Below are 15,394 nucleotides of genomic sequence, written 5' to 3' on the forward strand. Positions count from 1 at the left end.
TTTGTATGCCTTCACTACATTAATTGATAGGTTTTAACTATGACATTTCGTCCATTGACATTGTTCACCTTAGTAGCGCTTTCAATGTCGCTACCTGCACTCAGTATCAGCTTGCCAGCCAATGCTGCACAAACTGAAACGACAACCAGTGACTCAAGTGAAACAGTGACTCCTCAAGCAATGGCTTATATTGCCCAAAATATTAATGAGCCTGCAGAAAAACGCGCTCAAGCACTGCGATTTATTGCCCAATACCCAAATGAAAACAGTCTGGTTGCAGTCGCTAGAGCTTTAAAGGACAGCCAACCTATAGTCCGTGAAGCGGCAATTGCAGGTGCAATGCCCTACCCATTAGAACACCGTTACCGAATGGTCGCGCCGTTACTGCAAGATGACGTTGAGTCTGTACGTTTTAGCGCAACAGTTAGCTTGATAAAAGATTTTGAACAATTACAAATGGGACAACAAGCAGAGCTTAGAAGCCAAGCTGATAAGCTGATTGCACAACTTAAACTTGATGAGTCTTATACCCAGCAACTGTTATTAGCTGATGTTTATCGTTGGACATTACGTCCTAATTTGGCGCAAAACATATATCTCGGTTTATTAGCATCAGCAGATAAGACAACAGAGTTATATTTAAATTTATCCACTAATTACTATGCACAGGGTCAAGATGAGCTCGCACTGAGTACATTGGATAAAGGCATTGAGTTTGATAGCAGTAATGCTAACCTGCATTACTCTAAAGCGCTGACGCTAGTTCGTTTAGATCAGAAAGACATTGCCGCAATCTCGATGAGTAAAGCCACTGAATTAGCGCCTGAAAATGCCTATTACTGGTATTTAAATGGTGTGCTTCAAGAGCCACTGGATATCGAATTATCTATTGAATCATTTGAGCAAGCATATTTAATTTCAGGCTCACCTGAAAACCTGTATGCAATGTGCGATATTTATATTCGTAATAACCACAAGAACACAGAAGAATGCATCAGTGCGTTAGCTGACATCGCCCCACCACAAGTTATTAATGACCTACGCGCTAAACAGGCGCAGTAAACACATACAGTAAAGACGAACAATAAAGAACGCATAAGAAAAAGCCTGCAAATAGCAGGCTTTAGCTTTTATATTATGTCATTCACAGCCACATAACATCTGACATTTAATCAGCGTTTTTCTCTAGACCAAACTGTGATTTACCAAACTGTGATTTGCCAAACTGGGATGCTTCATTTACTAAATAGTTTCTTAGCCACACATGTCCAGCGTCAGTATCTCTAGAAGGATGCCAGTACAATTTGATACTCAGTGTATTTTTGTCGAGGGGTAAAGCGAATGATTTAACCTTATATAACAGGCCTTGCTGTTTGACGATACTCTTAGCGCAAATAGCCAATAAATCGGTTTGTGAAACCAAAGGTAAACATTCAGTCACTGTGCTAGTTCGATACACCACATTACGAGAATCCAGTTCAGAGATATGAGCAGATCGCATAATACTACTCCGCGCTTGCCAACCTGAGACTGTAATATGCTCTTCTGCTAAAAACTGCTCTAACGTCATCTCATCATGGATCCGTGGATGCTCAGCATTCATCACAGCCACTAATTCTTCATCAAATAAGTGATGAGACTTAATAAAAGATGGCGAAAAATGATCTGCATCGATGACAAAATCATAGCGCTGCAAGCGCAAATCTAATTCAGTATCTTTTGAAAATATGGGGTGAACTTCAAAATGAAGATGTGGCGCTTCTTTGCGAAGATGGCTAAATACCAATGGCAAGAACGTATGGCCGAGGCCCGATATAACGGCAAATGAATACACACGCTCTGCAGAGGCCGAATCGAAACCGCCATCAATTGCGATAGTACTCGTGTAATTTGTCAGTGCTGCAGCCAACGCAGGGTAAATATCTATCGCACGAGGTGTCGGTACCATGGCACTATTATCACGTAAAAATAACGGATCATTATAAATATCCCGTAACCGTTTTAATGCTTTACTTACCGCAGGCTGAGTAATATTTAATCGATTGGCAGATTTAGATAAACTGCACTCCTCATAAATAGCCACAAAAATGGGAATAAGGTTTAGATCGGTATTTTTCATTTTTACGCATTTTTCACCTAGCCATAAACCCAATAATCATAAACTATTTACCCGTTTAAGCATAACAAGGATTACTTTGATTCAGGATCTTGATTTGAATATTTTGTTAGCTGCGGCAATGCTTTAGGAAAAACCTTAGTTAGAAATCGTCGAATTAAACGACTTTGCGGTTTTTCCTCATCCGTTTTAACTGCAAACCATAAGGCATAAGCTGAACGCTTAGTTAATGGTTTTGAGTTTGCTTTTGATGGATCAAGTTGCTGAATATTAACAGCAAGATTTTGATTTTGTTGCTTAACCCCATCAAACAACGTGAGCTGTTGGTTTGATTGACGCACCTTGTAGTAAAGTAGTCTGCGCACCTTGGGCCAGGTTTTGGCTTTCACCGCCTGCAGATATAACCAGCCTATTGGCTTCTGGTGACTTTGATAATATCTAGCCATAGCCAAAAATAAACTTATCAAACCAATCACTAAACAAGTCATTACAATGAGTGTATTGCGATAATATTTAAGCCAAGAAGTTAAAGTATGCTTAACAATAACAACTTTTCCTTCGAGTACTTGTTGTTTCATCTCTTTGTTAACGGTATCCCACCAACGAATAACCACATCATCAAATATCAGCTCTCCGCCTTGTTGAACAATGTAAACTTGCTGCTCAATTCGAGTCGATAAATAATCCCCGCGTTGTTCAGAATCAAATAATTGAACAGGATCGCTATAGGTTTGAAAATGTTCATTAGCCGTTTGGGGGATAATATCGCCGATTAAAACAGATAAAGTATCAGCGGCCTTAATTGTTACTGTTCGCGTTAAGCTATCACCAACATATACAGGTGAGTTTGATTGCTGCCATTGTTGCTCAATATTAACGTCTGGCGAACTGAACCAATTATCATCGGGTAAACTCGCATCAGGTATAATCGATTCAAACAGTTGTGCTTGGCTAACAAGCTTGCCACTGACTTTGCCATCGCTCAGGGTCATCACCTCTACTGATAGTCCTAATTCTGGAACTTGATAACGTCCAGGAGCTTGTGGGTACAAAGAAATTTGCCACAATTGAAATGACCAGGTTTCGCCATTAATTCTTTGGGTAGAATTCACTGAAAACTGTTCACGCTGCTTACTCATCACATTAGGCAGTTCGATATTGTCTATTTGCGTACCACGAGTAAACCACCTATTGGTGCCAAGTTTGATATTTAAGGTTATCTGTTCGCCCACAACCGTTGTTAGCAAAGCCTCCCCTTTAGCACTATCAGACTGCTGACTGGCTTGATTTCGGTCGGCTCGATTCGAATCAGCCTCACTAGATAACCAGGTCTCGATGGTTAACATTTTTTGATGCTGTAAATCACTCACAGTCACTGCTGAAGCAGAGAACGAAACTAATGAAATCAAGCATATCAAACACAGCAGCGGATTAAGTTTATTCAATGACATGTTCATATTATTGCGCCTCATCTTGCTTTTGCTGCAATTGTAACTGTCGCTGTAAATAAAATTTGGCTTGTAAAAAACGTTTAGGATCGGCTTCAACTCGTGATAACCATTTGTTCGCTAACTCTTCACTGCCTAATATCTCACGAGCATTTAGCGTATCTTTACCTAGCACTTCTTCGGGGGCTATCTCTTCAAAACCGTCAGAGGTCAGTGGCTCATCTTTACCAAGTTCAGTAGACTCTTCCAGTCCATCGGTCGTACCTTGCTGACTCTCACTGAAACGGTTAATTTCATCAATGATATCTTGAACAGCGGCAAGGTTATGCGCCACATCGGCACGCAATTGAACTTCAGACTCAAGTGGAGACTTATCCATTTCATTGATGAGATCGCGCAATAAATTTCTAGCCGCTATGTATTCACGCTGTCTTGCCAATGCGCTGCCAGCATAAAATAAGCTTAGATGCGACGGTTGTTGCATAAAACTAATCTGCGCCGCTTTGTACTGAGCCGCATAGTAGTAGGCAATACCTTTGCGTAAAGGATCTTGATAATACTGAGCAGCCTGAAAGTATTCTTGTTGATGAAATGCCCGATCGCCTTGTTGATCAGGCGTAAACCAAAAGTCCAGCCAAGCTTGATGTATATTCTGCCAAACATCAGTCTTCAGCTCTTGACTAGCCAGTTCGGAACTTTCACTAGCTTGGAGATCACTATCAGTGTCTGGATTTGATGCCTGCGCCTTAACACTCGCAGACTCATCTTGAGGTAATGACGATGTTGCAGCGTACGCTGGCGAAGGAGCAACAACGCTGCTACCGCAAACGATTAATACTAGCCCCCAATGCACTAACCAGCCCTTTCTGAACCAAAGCAATAACAGTAATGCCATCGGAAAGAGCAAGTAATAACCCATATCTTTCCAGGGCATAATGCTGTCAGTTGATATCTGCATATGCCGATCTATTTTTCTGATTAACCACTGCACATCTTGATTATCGACTGTCACTAACTGCAAACTAGCATTAGCTTTACTGGCTAAGGTTTCTAAAGAGCGAACATCTAGGGGAATAGTGGCTTCGCGATTAGAATTTCCCACACCTAATATTAATAACTGGTGAGCGGAACGTTCAAAATAAGCCTCGTAAGCATCAATGGCGTTGGGCACCATACCGTCAGTAAATAAAATAACACTAGCACCCACTTCATCTGCCAATAATGTATCAACTAAGGTTAAGGCTTCTTGGGCTTGCTTACCTTCTACAGGCATAATTTCAGGTGCTAATGCACTGACAAAAGGCGTAAAGACTTGCTTATCTTCGGTTAGTGGTGCGACAACATGCGCCGAGCCAGCATAAGCAATTAATCCTGTTTTACCGCCGCTTCTTAATTCAATTAAATCAAGAATTTTATGTTGCGCTCGTATAAGCCTATTTGGCGCGACATCTTTTTCTAACATGGACTGGCTTAAATCAACCAAGACCACCAAAGCGGCTTTATCTTCATTAAATGGCGACTCATAGCGGTTCCAGGTAGGTCCTGCACTGACAATTATGCCCATCATCATCAACACTGTGAGTAACTTTAGTGGCAATAGTTTTCGCCAGCCTTGTTCACCAACAGTTAACGCTTTTCGCAAATATTCAGGTAAAACTTGTTGAGATTGCGCAGCTTCATTTCGATGCCAGCGGATATACACAATCAGTGCAAGCGGCAACAATAAGCACAACGCCCATGGACGGATAAAATGAAAGTTGGCCCATAATAAACTCAAAAAGGAGCTATCAAACATCTTGCTCTCCTTTGATTTTTTCTACACTAGTTTGTTGAGTAGCTTTAGTTTCCTGAGTAGCTTTAGTTTCTTGAGTCGCTTTAGTATTAACGACCTTTGTGCCAGCTAATTTAGATTGATGCCCGCCACTTTGAAGCAATAAACTGGCACTAAAGGCGAGCAAGTAAAGTATGACGACAAAAATGACTAGATAATGATGCAATGTATAGGTTATTTGGTAACTAGTACTATTAAATAGTTGAGGTTCGAGTAACGAAACTGCCTGATATGCCTCATCAAGTTGTTGTTTATCTAACGCAGTAAAAGTGCTACCGCCCGTTTCGCTGGTTATCCTATCAATAGTTTCCATATCTAACGCTTGTTCACCTACAGTCAAAGGATCGCCCATCGCAATAACATGTACCCTAATGCCTTTAACTGCAGCCACTTTAGCGGCATCTATAGGAGCAACAAAGCTTCCGGTATCATTACCATCAGTTAGCAAAATAACGACTTTCTCAACTGAAGTTTCATTTATGTCTTGGTCTGTTCCTTGAGCAGAAACGGTATCTTGCTCAGCTTGTTCGAACACTTTTATTGATAAACCAATCGCATCACCAAGATGAGTACTTTGCCCTGCCATCCCAGTATCTGATTGTGCTAATAAACTCTGCCACACAGCAATATCAGCAGTAAACGGGGTTTGTAAAAAGGCCGCATCGGCAAATAAAATCAGCCCTAAACGATCGCCTTGCCTCGTTGCTGAAAAGTCCTGCAAAACTTGTTTTGCAGCATCAATACGACTAATACGCTTACCTGAATCATCCACAAAATCGGTTTCGTTCATCGAACCAGATAAATCTAATGCGATCATCACATCTCGACCTAATTGTTCGCGTAATTGTGGCTCACTTAATTGAGTCGGTTTAGTCATTGCTAGCACTAAACAGCACCAACTCAACACTAGAATAACTCGTTGCCACAAACGCGGTGAGAGCATACTCGCTCCCTCACTGGGCTTTTCATTTAAGGTATCAATCAGCACTTGAAAAAATGGCACTTTAATCGCAGTTTGCTTAGTTTTATAGGCTTTCGAGAAGCGCATAACGAGAAAAGGCAACGGCAATAATAGTAATAACCATGGATAAGTTAGGTCTATGGAGGACATGTTACTGACCCCTCACAAATGAACGTACAACCGATAAAGGCCATGACTTAATCGAAAATTGATTTCTGTGGCCGTTAATCCACAGTATTAACTGTTGGACTAATGTCGTCATTTCACTTTCACTCAAACAGATATTGGGGTTGTATAAGCTGTTAATCCAGCGCTGGCCTATGTCGCCTTGCCAACTAAATGCATCATTTTTAGATTGATGACTGATTAATTTATCCATTGCGTTTAATACTGAGTTATCAGCAAGTTTTGCAGTCTGCGGCTCTACATAGATGAGAACTTGTTTTAACACAAAAAATAATTGCTGATTCAGCATAGCCTGAGTTTTAGGCTCAGGTTGAATAACCTGATGACCTAACATGATTTGTTTAATCGCCAATATCGCTTCAGCGCGATAGCGATTTTGCCAGCGATAATTCAAACCAATAATCACTGCTGTGACAATCAATACACTTGTTATGACAAGCAGACACCACCAACCTGTAGGAAGTTGCTCAAACCCTGGCCACCATGACACAGCATCAACTGGGTAGACATCAACAAGCTCCCGTAAAATATAAGTCGACGGCGGGTTATGCTGCATTTTAAGCTCCAATAGCGCGTTTAAGCTGACTTAAATGATTACCGTCCGTACTCAACTCAACTAACGGTAAATTGTGACGTGCCATCAAGTAATTAAGCGCCTTAGCATTTTCTGTCGCGGTCGTGGTAAAGCTTTCATTAACCTTTGATATTTGCTGAGTTTGATGCAAACTAAGTTGATAATTACCATCACCCATCACCCACTGAGCATCATCAGGAATCGCTTGTTCCATCGGATCTGAAATCCTTACTGCCAGTAAGTCATTGCTACGTTGAATTTGTTTAAGCTTATTGATATCGCTAAGATTTAATGACAAAAAGTCACTTAAAATAATCACTGTGGATTGGCGAAGGTCTCGCTGGGCTAGCTTGGTTAGTGACTCAGAAAAACTCACCGAATCAGTCGAGTTCACATTAAGAGATTGGTTACTTTGGCTGAGTGTTTTTAATAGCTGCAATACATGGTTTTGGCCACGCATCGGCTCTGACCATAGGCATGCCTTCGGTGTTTTAAGTAGCATACCAATGCGGTCGCCTTCTCTTAATACCCGCCATGAAATTAATGCTGCCACTTCAGCTGCCACCACTGACTTCATGGTATGGGTTGAAGCAAAAAACATATTGGCACCTTGATCGACCAAAATCACCACATTACGATCTTTTTCTTCGGTATATAAACGCACATGAGGTTGGCTAGTTCTTAGGGTCACTTTCCAATCTAAACAACGAATATCATCGCCTATCTGGTAATGCTTTAGTTCTTCAAAGTTTAATCCACGGCCTCGAAACTGGGAGCTATGACGACCTGCCATTAAACTCTTTGCCTGCCAATGAGGTAATAATCTAAATGAATGGCTCAATGCCTGCAGCATGACCAAGTGTCGATATTCGACATGCAATCGTGGATCTAATGTCGATTGCTTTGCATGACGCGATATATTGCCATTCATCATTAATTACCCAACAGCCACAATATCCAATAACTCATTAACCACTGCTTGCCCATCAATATTATCTGCTAATGCATCATAACTAAGGGTTATACGGTGAGATAACACTGAATGAGCAACACTTCTGACATCATCAGGAAGAACATGATCTCGGCCAGATAACCATGCCTCAGCGCGTGCGCATTTATCAAGTGCAATTGAAGCTCTAGGGCTAGAACCCGTTTTAATCCAAGCGGATAAAGGCGAGTCAGGATAACGTTCTGGGTGTCGAGTGGCCATCACTAAGGCTACAATATATCGTTCTACAATGTCAGAAACGCTGAGAGTGGATAACTGCTGGCGAGCCGAAAGAAAAACCAATGGGTCTATTTTCGACACTGCGGATTCATCATTCATTACAGGCGCATTTTCTTCTGCACGCACCAAGCGAATAATATTTAACTCAGCTTCATCATCTGGATAATCCACATTAATTTTCATCATAAAGCGATCCATTTGCGCTTCAGGTAATGGGTAGGTTCCTTCTTGCTCAACTGGGTTTTGCGTTGCTAACACCATGAAAAGTTCATCAAGTTGATGCGTGGTATCACCCACAGTTACCGTGCCTTCAGCCATCGCTTCTAATAATGCAGCTTGCACTTTTGCTGGAGCACGATTGATTTCATCAGCTAATACTAAATTATGAAATAGTGGTCCTTGCTGAAAGGTTAGCAATGGGCTACCGTTGTTGTCTTGATATTGCACCGTGCCAGTTATGTCGGAAGGTAATAAATCAGGGGTAAATTGTACTCGACCAAATGAAGCATTCATTGCATCAGCAAGAGATTTTACCGAGCGTGTTTTCGCTGTACCAGGAAGACCCTCTAATAGGACATGGCCTTTAGTTAATAAACCTATGACTAAAGCTCTAATGACATGGGATTGTCCAATGACAGACTTTTCAACTTGGCTTATTAATGCCGTAATACTCTGTAAACTATGGCTCATTCGTCACTCCTCACTATCATTTAGTCCATACTTTTTAATGAATAATCATAAACGTTTTTAAGTAAATAGACGTATAACAAAAGGTTATATTCTGTATTCAGTGCTAAATTTTATCCACTTAATATAATTAAACAGATAAAAAATCAAACTAATTGATTTAAATTATTTACGATTAAAAACGTTAAGCTAAACAAAGCATCACGGAGTCTATATGGCAAGTTTCTTTAATACGAGTAAGATCGCTCTTTGCACAGGGTTGCTAGCTGCATCTTCAGTTGCAAACGCTGCTGATAAACCCAATATTCTCGCTATTTGGGGCGATGATATTGGTATATTCAATATCAGTGCTTATAACAATGGCATGATGGGATATCAAACCCCAAACATTGATCGAATTGCGAATGAAGGTGCATTATTTACTGATCACTATGCTCAACAGTCTTGTACCGCTGGACGTTCTGCGTTTTTAACAGGACAAGAGCCATTTCGAACAGGCCTATTAACTATTGGTATGCCTGGTTCTGATGCTGGTATTCCTGATTGGACTCCTACGATTGCTGATGTGTTAAAAGAGCAAGGTTATATGACCGCGCAATTTGGTAAAAACCACATGGGCGATCAAGATAAACATCTGCCAACTGCCCATGGTTTTGATGAGTTTTTCGGTAACCTTTATCACTTAAATGCTGAAGAAGAGCCAGAGACTTATTACTATCCAAAGGATCCTGAGTTCCGTAAAAAGTATGGTCCTCGTGGTGTTATCCGCTCAAGTGCTGACGGAAAAATAGAAGATACCGGCCCGATGACGCGTAAGCGTATGGAGCATGCTGATGAAGAGTTTTTAGAAGAATCGCTAGCCTTCATGGAAAAAGCAGTAAAAGCTGAAAAACCATTCTTTATTTGGCATAACACAACCCGTATGCATGTATGGACTCGTTTACAAGAAAAGTATCAAGGTATTTCAGGTATCTCTATCTACGCTGACGGCATGATAGAACATGATGATCATGTTGGTATCTTACTTGATAAGCTAGATTCATTAGGGGTTGCTGATAACACTATCGTACTTTACACAACCGATAATGGTGCTGAAACGGTTTCATGGCCTGACGGTGGTGCGACATACTTCCACGGTGAAAAAGGGACAACCTTTGAAGGTGGTATGCGAGTACCTCAGTTAGTTCGCTGGCCTGGTGTTATTAAACCTGGCACTAAAATTAACGACATCATGTCGCATAAAGATTGGCTACCAACATTCGCAGCTGTTGCGGGTGATGACAAAGTTATTGAAAAGCTTAAGTCAGATAAAGGTGCTCGTTACAATGGTACAAACTGGCGTGTACATTTAGATGGTTACAACTTTAAACCTTACTTCGAAGGTAAAGTTGATAAAGGCCCTCGTGACGGTATGTTATATTTTTCAGCTAACGCTGAGCTAAATGCTGTTCGTACAGGTGACTTCAAAGTATCGTTTGCCACACTAGAAGGTAATATTGTTGATGCGGTCCGCTTCCAGTCAAACTGGCCTCAAGTGGTTCATTTAAGAGCTGACCCTTTTGAAAAAGCGCCTCACGAATCTGGTATGTACTTACGCTGGATGGCTGACAACATGTGGTTATTCGTACCTGTTGGTAACCAAGTACAAGAGTTCATGGCAACATTAAAAGACTATCCTCGTCAGGAAAGTCAGGTATTGAACCCAGGTAACATTAACCAAAATACTTATATGCTTCAGGGTAAACTGCAACAAATTGAGCAAATCCGCCAGAAAGTATTAAAGTAACTTTTTAATTAACTGCTTTATTTAAAAGTGTGTAAAAAGTACCTTTCCAAGCCAGTATCTCTCAGATACTGGCTTTTTCTTTATTTGAACCGTGTCTAAGATTTCAATCACTGCATTTAACTGCGATAATTGCTGACTTCGAGTTTTTAATTAAGGTAATCATCATGACGGCAAACCAATTCTCTTGTTCAGGGATTGAGTTATCACTTTTTCGCTATCCTAAACAGCAAGAGTCAAACCTTCAAGCTTGGGATGCTGCCGATGAACACCTAATTAAACACTTAGTCGATAACGAGATTGTCGCTCAAAATACCGCCATTCTTAATGACAACTTTGGCGCAATTCAATGTGCCCTAACCCAATTAGAAGCTTCATGGCCTTTATTTGTTGAAACCGATGCTAAAACCAGTTTATTGGGTGCAAAACAAAACCTAACAGACAATCAGTTAGCAGATAGCAATATTACTCGTTTTAATAGCCGCGACTTATTACCTGCAGACACGCAACTTGTATTAATTAAGTTGCCTAAAAACCTGACTTACTTTGCCCACCAGCTTCAGCGATTATCGCAAGTTCTCCCTAAAGGAACACAAGTACTGATTGGCGCGAAAGCCAAAAGCATCAACAAATCATTATTGGCGTTAATTGAGCAACATCTGGGCTCTGCCTCAGCCAGTTTAACCTGGAAGAAAACTCGAGTAATTAGTTGTATAGCAGATGGCAAAAAACGTCCAAGCGTGGCTGAAGTCACTTGGACGGTCGATGAATTGAATCTCACCATCAGTAACCTCAGTAATGTGTTTGCGGCCAATAAGCTCGATATTGGTGCCCGCATCATGCTCGACAACATGCCAAAAGATGAATTTAAAACAGTGATTGATTTAGGTTGCGGGAATGGCGTTTTAGGGTTGCGCGCAGCGCAATTATATCAAGATGCGAATATTCACTTTGTCGACGATTCTGAAATGGCCGTTGCATCAAGTAAACATAATTGGCAGCTAAACAATTTACCGAGTGAATTAGGCCACTTTCATTGGGATGACTGTTTAACCCATTTAGACAGTGAAATCAGTGCTGACTTAGTCTTATGTAACCCGCCATTTCACCAAGGCGAAGCCATTACCGATCATATCGCTTGGCAAATGTTCCTCGATGCTAGAAGAAGACTGGCGCCTGGCGGGTTATTACAAGTTGTTGGTAATCGCCATTTGTCTTATCACATCAAGCTACAGCGCATATTCAAAAACTGTAAGACGGTCGCATCAAACGGTAAGTTTGTTATTTTGCAGGCACGAAAATAGCAAAATCTATTTATCTGGTTTTAAACGCGTTTTCTTAATAAAAACTGTGAGTTAGATAAAGTAGCTCATGGTTTATCTCCTTTAAACACCTTATTCTATTTTTTAGCATGTAAACGCTTTTTACAAACCAAGCGCGACTCACTAGCAAACCACGTGTTAACTCCAAGCCCTACAACTCAACTTAACACTATGATCTATCCCTAAGTGCAAGGCGTTAAGTGCTGTTTTGTATTAAGTGCTGATCTATATTCGAATGCAGCTTTGTACTTGAGTACTGCTTTGTATTAAGTACAGACGGTATGTAAATAGTGATACCTAAGTGTTGAGCTCAAAATCATAAGCTTAACTCAACCCGCACTTACTCAATATTGAAGTCGATGCTATTACTAATAGCCTAAAGTAATAGCCTAAAACTAGTAGCCAAAAACTAATAGCCTAAAACTAATAGCCTAAAACGGATGATTAATGAGGAGGTTGAGATAGATTGCTCCTTGGCATACACAACTAAAATCTCACTGCCACATCGAGATATTGGTAATAACATAAGAAACCATTGGTCGACAAAGAGTTTCGACCCGCTCCTTTATATAGCCATAACATGATGTTTAACAGTAAGAATTGCACAAACATAACTTAACATCCTAGCAACAAACAATATAATCCCAATCGATTTATAATATAAAAACGTGAATTTAGGCTAACCAAATTTTGCCAAAATTCAAAAATAGAAGTGTAATTGTATGAATTTTGTTTCAGTTCAAGCATAAAATTAATTGCCTAAAACTGTTTTAAACAATTTGAAAATCATGATGGCCATAAAAGGAATGAACAGAATTGAACGCTAGTACGGTGAAAATAATCAACAGCTTATACGAGGTGACATTCAATTTTTAATCAGTAGCGCTACTCGCTTTGTCATCTTGAATGTTTAAATCGTCAAAGTTCGCTCTAAACCTTCCCCCCTCGATTAGTTCGAAGTAAAACAACTCTCATTTCTAACGTTTTCCTCCTTCAAAGTAAATCCTTTAATTTTAATAATTTATGCAGGTTTTTAGTCAATTCGTAGATATAAAAAAGCCTTTCATATAGAAAGGCTTTGATGAAATATAATCAGTTACTTGTTAACGAATCGATTATTACCTTAAATAACAGAACTACGTTAACTTAATCGGTTAACCAAATTATCAATAGAGTATAAGTCGCGTTTTTCACTGTTTTTACGACGGACTTCTTCAAGAGATCGCGCTTCGACAGTATCAAATAAAACATTAATGAGTCGGTTAAAGTGTCTATGCATTGCCAGTCTTGCTTCAGAAGCATCATTGGCTAACAAAGCTTCATATATAGAAGTATGCTCATCAAGGGTTTTCTTATTATCCTTGCTACATACACTGTCGTAATCAGTAATAATCTTTTGGCTTGAAGCTCGTAATGCCCACAAGTTTTGAAATGATTTAATCAAAGCACCATTGCGAGTCGAGTTAGCGATGATCTGATGAAACATCTCATCCGCTTCTTCAACATATGACTTATTTTCCATCATTATCAATGTTTTGTTTAACTCAACAAGTTCTTCTTTAGTTATCGTATTTGCAGCAAGGGCGGCAATCTCACCCTCTATAAGAGCACGAGCTTGCGTCAGCTCAAATGCATTAATCTTATTGGTTTGATCAGCTTGATTAGCAGAGTGTAATACATATACACCAGAGCCCGTTTTAACTTCAATTTTCTCACGCACTTCCAGTGCAATAATTGCTTCACGAACTGTTGGTCGACTGACATCAAATTTTTCAGCCAACTCCCTTTCTGGAGGTAAACGACTTCCAGGAGTATATTCGCCGCTAGCAATAGACGCTTCGATCTCTTCTACGATGCGCCAAAACATACGCCTACTTTTCATCTTTGGTCCTTCAATGGTTAAAACCAATTTTATTGTATTACTAACATAATATCTGTTTACCTAGTCAACGCAAATCCTATTTTGAAAATTTGTTGTACTAGAGCAAATTTCATATTAGCCCTGATTTGGTTAAAAAAATGTTATTGGTAATAACAGTAGCATATATTTAAGATCTTGTTGGTAACATAAATTGGTTGACAACTAACATGACCATTAGTAAGTTTCTATCTAACGCAAAGTTGTATTTAAAGATCATGTTTAAAGGATTATGTTCACTTTTATTTAAACAAACAATTAATCTGGGGAGATTAACGTGAAACTTAATAAAATAAGTCGCGCATTAAACACGATCAGAATACAGCCTAAAATTGCCATTTATAGTTCAGCATTATTATCTTTATTAGCATCACCGGTATTCGCACAAGATGAAAATGAAGCCATTGAAGTTACAGCGCCAACTGCCCTAGTAGCAGAACAAACAGTTGACGTTAAAAAGATGATTCAGAAATGGAAGTGATCAAAGTCAGTGGTAACCACATGGATCCTTATCTGTCTAACAACTATGACTTATCGTTAGAGTGGTACCCAAGTGAAGATGCTGCGATCTCATTAGCTTATTACTATAAAGACTTTACTGGTGGCTATGAAAATGTCGAAGAAAACCGTGATATTACGGTGTCGCTCGATGGTGTTGAGAGTACTTATCCAGGAGTCACCCATACTACACGTCAAACCTCTGATGACTCATCTGTCATTCAGAGTATTGAAGTCACTGCGCAAAAACATTTCTCTGAGCTACCTTACCCATTTGATGGCTTAGGTGCCAAAGTGGCTTACAACTATGCTGATTCAAGTTTTGTCACAGCTGAGCCAGGTAGCCTTTATGTTGTCGCTGATGCGAACCTATTTGGCTTCTCTCCACAAGTGGCTTCAGCATCAGTTTACTGGGAAGGTGATTGGGCGACATTCCGCGTACTTTATAAGTATCGCGAACAGTATTTCCAACCTAATAACTTGCCGTTTCTAACACGTTCACATCGATACGTGCAGGACTCAAGCTACTTAGATTTCTCAGCTAACTTCAAAGTGACAGATTACTTATCACTATCACTTAAAGCGCTGAACTTGTTAGATGAACCGCAAATTATGACTCGTGGTAACGATACTACTGTATCGCACTACTCTCGTTCTGGTTCAACATATTTCCTTGGTGCAAAAGTTAAGTTTTAGCCTTAAGTAAAACTTAGTCGTGCAACTCCTACCTTAATATTGAGGTAGGAGTTATTTTGTTTAGAAGCGAGCAATATAAGCAGAAAGTGAAGTAAGAGAAATAATGCACTGAATCAATGTACGAACTAATGAGTATGAAATCGCAG

At 40.0% G+C, this 15,394-nt stretch carries 13 protein-coding genes; 5 read left to right on the forward strand and 8 right to left on the reverse strand.

All coding sequences use genetic code 11. The annotated features are described in order from the left end of the window. Positions 1-39: 39 nt before the first annotated feature. Complete coding sequence (locus tag LMH66_RS01770) at positions 40-1,062, forward strand: hypothetical protein (RefSeq protein WP_229368019.1); 1,023 nt, start codon at positions 40-42, stop codon at positions 1,060-1,062. Between the two features lie 106 nt (positions 1,063-1,168). Here the strand turns inward: LMH66_RS01770 and LMH66_RS01775 are convergent, their stop codons facing one another. From LMH66_RS01775 to LMH66_RS01805, 7 genes are all read right to left on the reverse strand, one after another. Beyond that, positions 1,169-2,119 (reverse strand): LysR substrate-binding domain-containing protein, encoded by a 951-nt coding sequence (locus LMH66_RS01775; protein WP_229368028.1) that lies wholly within the window; start codon positions 2,117-2,119, stop codon positions 1,169-1,171. 71 nt (positions 2,120-2,190) lie between these two features. Beyond that, complete coding sequence (locus LMH66_RS01780; RefSeq protein ID WP_229368030.1) at positions 2,191-3,573, reverse strand: BatD family protein; 1,383 nt, start codon at positions 3,571-3,573, stop codon at positions 2,191-2,193. A gap of 1 nt (position 3,574) precedes the next feature. Continuing rightward, positions 3,575-5,359 (reverse strand): vWA domain-containing protein, encoded by a 1,785-nt coding sequence (locus tag LMH66_RS01785; protein WP_229368033.1) that lies wholly within the window; start codon positions 5,357-5,359, stop codon positions 3,575-3,577. Continuing rightward, positions 5,352-6,506 carry a vWA domain-containing protein gene (locus LMH66_RS01790; protein ID WP_229368036.1) on the reverse strand — a complete coding sequence of 385 codons (1,155 nt, stop codon included), beginning with the start codon at positions 6,504-6,506 and terminating at the stop codon, positions 5,352-5,354. The genes LMH66_RS01785 and LMH66_RS01790 overlap by 8 nt, the downstream gene beginning before the upstream one ends. A 1-nt stretch (position 6,507) precedes the next feature. Then, positions 6,508-7,098: a DUF4381 domain-containing protein gene (locus LMH66_RS01795; RefSeq protein WP_229368039.1), complete on the reverse strand. Its 591-nt coding sequence runs from the start codon at positions 7,096-7,098 to the stop codon at positions 6,508-6,510. Between the two features lies 1 nt (position 7,099). Further along, complete coding sequence (locus LMH66_RS01800) at positions 7,100-8,050, reverse strand: DUF58 domain-containing protein (protein WP_229368041.1); 951 nt, start codon at positions 8,048-8,050, stop codon at positions 7,100-7,102. Positions 8,051-8,053: 3 nt separating this feature from the next. After that, positions 8,054-9,034 (reverse strand): AAA family ATPase, encoded by a 981-nt coding sequence (locus LMH66_RS01805; RefSeq protein WP_229368044.1) that lies wholly within the window; start codon positions 9,032-9,034, stop codon positions 8,054-8,056. 211 nt (positions 9,035-9,245) lie between these two features. Between LMH66_RS01805 and LMH66_RS01810 the strand changes: the two genes are divergently transcribed. Both LMH66_RS01810 and LMH66_RS01815 read left to right on the forward strand, forming a co-directional pair. Continuing rightward, positions 9,246-10,817, forward strand: a complete 1,572-nt coding sequence (locus tag LMH66_RS01810; protein WP_102529882.1) for an arylsulfatase — start codon at positions 9,246-9,248, stop codon at positions 10,815-10,817. 164 nt (positions 10,818-10,981) lie between these two features. Next, positions 10,982-12,118: a methyltransferase gene (locus tag LMH66_RS01815; protein ID WP_229368047.1), complete on the forward strand. Its 1,137-nt coding sequence runs from the start codon at positions 10,982-10,984 to the stop codon at positions 12,116-12,118. Between the two features lie 1,159 nt (positions 12,119-13,277). On the opposite strand, the gene LMH66_RS01820 is transcribed toward LMH66_RS01815, so the two are convergent. Continuing rightward, positions 13,278-14,018: a FadR/GntR family transcriptional regulator gene (locus LMH66_RS01820; protein ID WP_102529884.1), complete on the reverse strand. Its 741-nt coding sequence runs from the start codon at positions 14,016-14,018 to the stop codon at positions 13,278-13,280. A gap of 313 nt (positions 14,019-14,331) precedes the next feature. Here LMH66_RS01820 and LMH66_RS01825 point away from each other — a divergent pair, with 313 nt between their 5' ends. Beyond that, complete coding sequence (locus tag LMH66_RS01825) at positions 14,332-14,535, forward strand: hypothetical protein (protein ID WP_229368049.1); 204 nt, start codon at positions 14,332-14,334, stop codon at positions 14,533-14,535. Then, on the forward strand, positions 14,526-15,248 hold the full coding sequence (locus tag LMH66_RS01830; protein ID WP_229368051.1) for a TonB-dependent receptor: 723 nt from the start codon (positions 14,526-14,528) through the stop codon (positions 15,246-15,248). The genes LMH66_RS01825 and LMH66_RS01830 overlap by 10 nt, the downstream gene beginning before the upstream one ends. Positions 15,249-15,394 lie beyond the last annotated feature (146 nt).

Origin of the sequence: Shewanella sp. 10N.7 (genome assembly GCF_020806285.1) — a bacterium.
Classification (GTDB): domain Bacteria; phylum Pseudomonadota; class Gammaproteobacteria; order Enterobacterales; family Shewanellaceae; genus Shewanella; species Shewanella electrodiphila.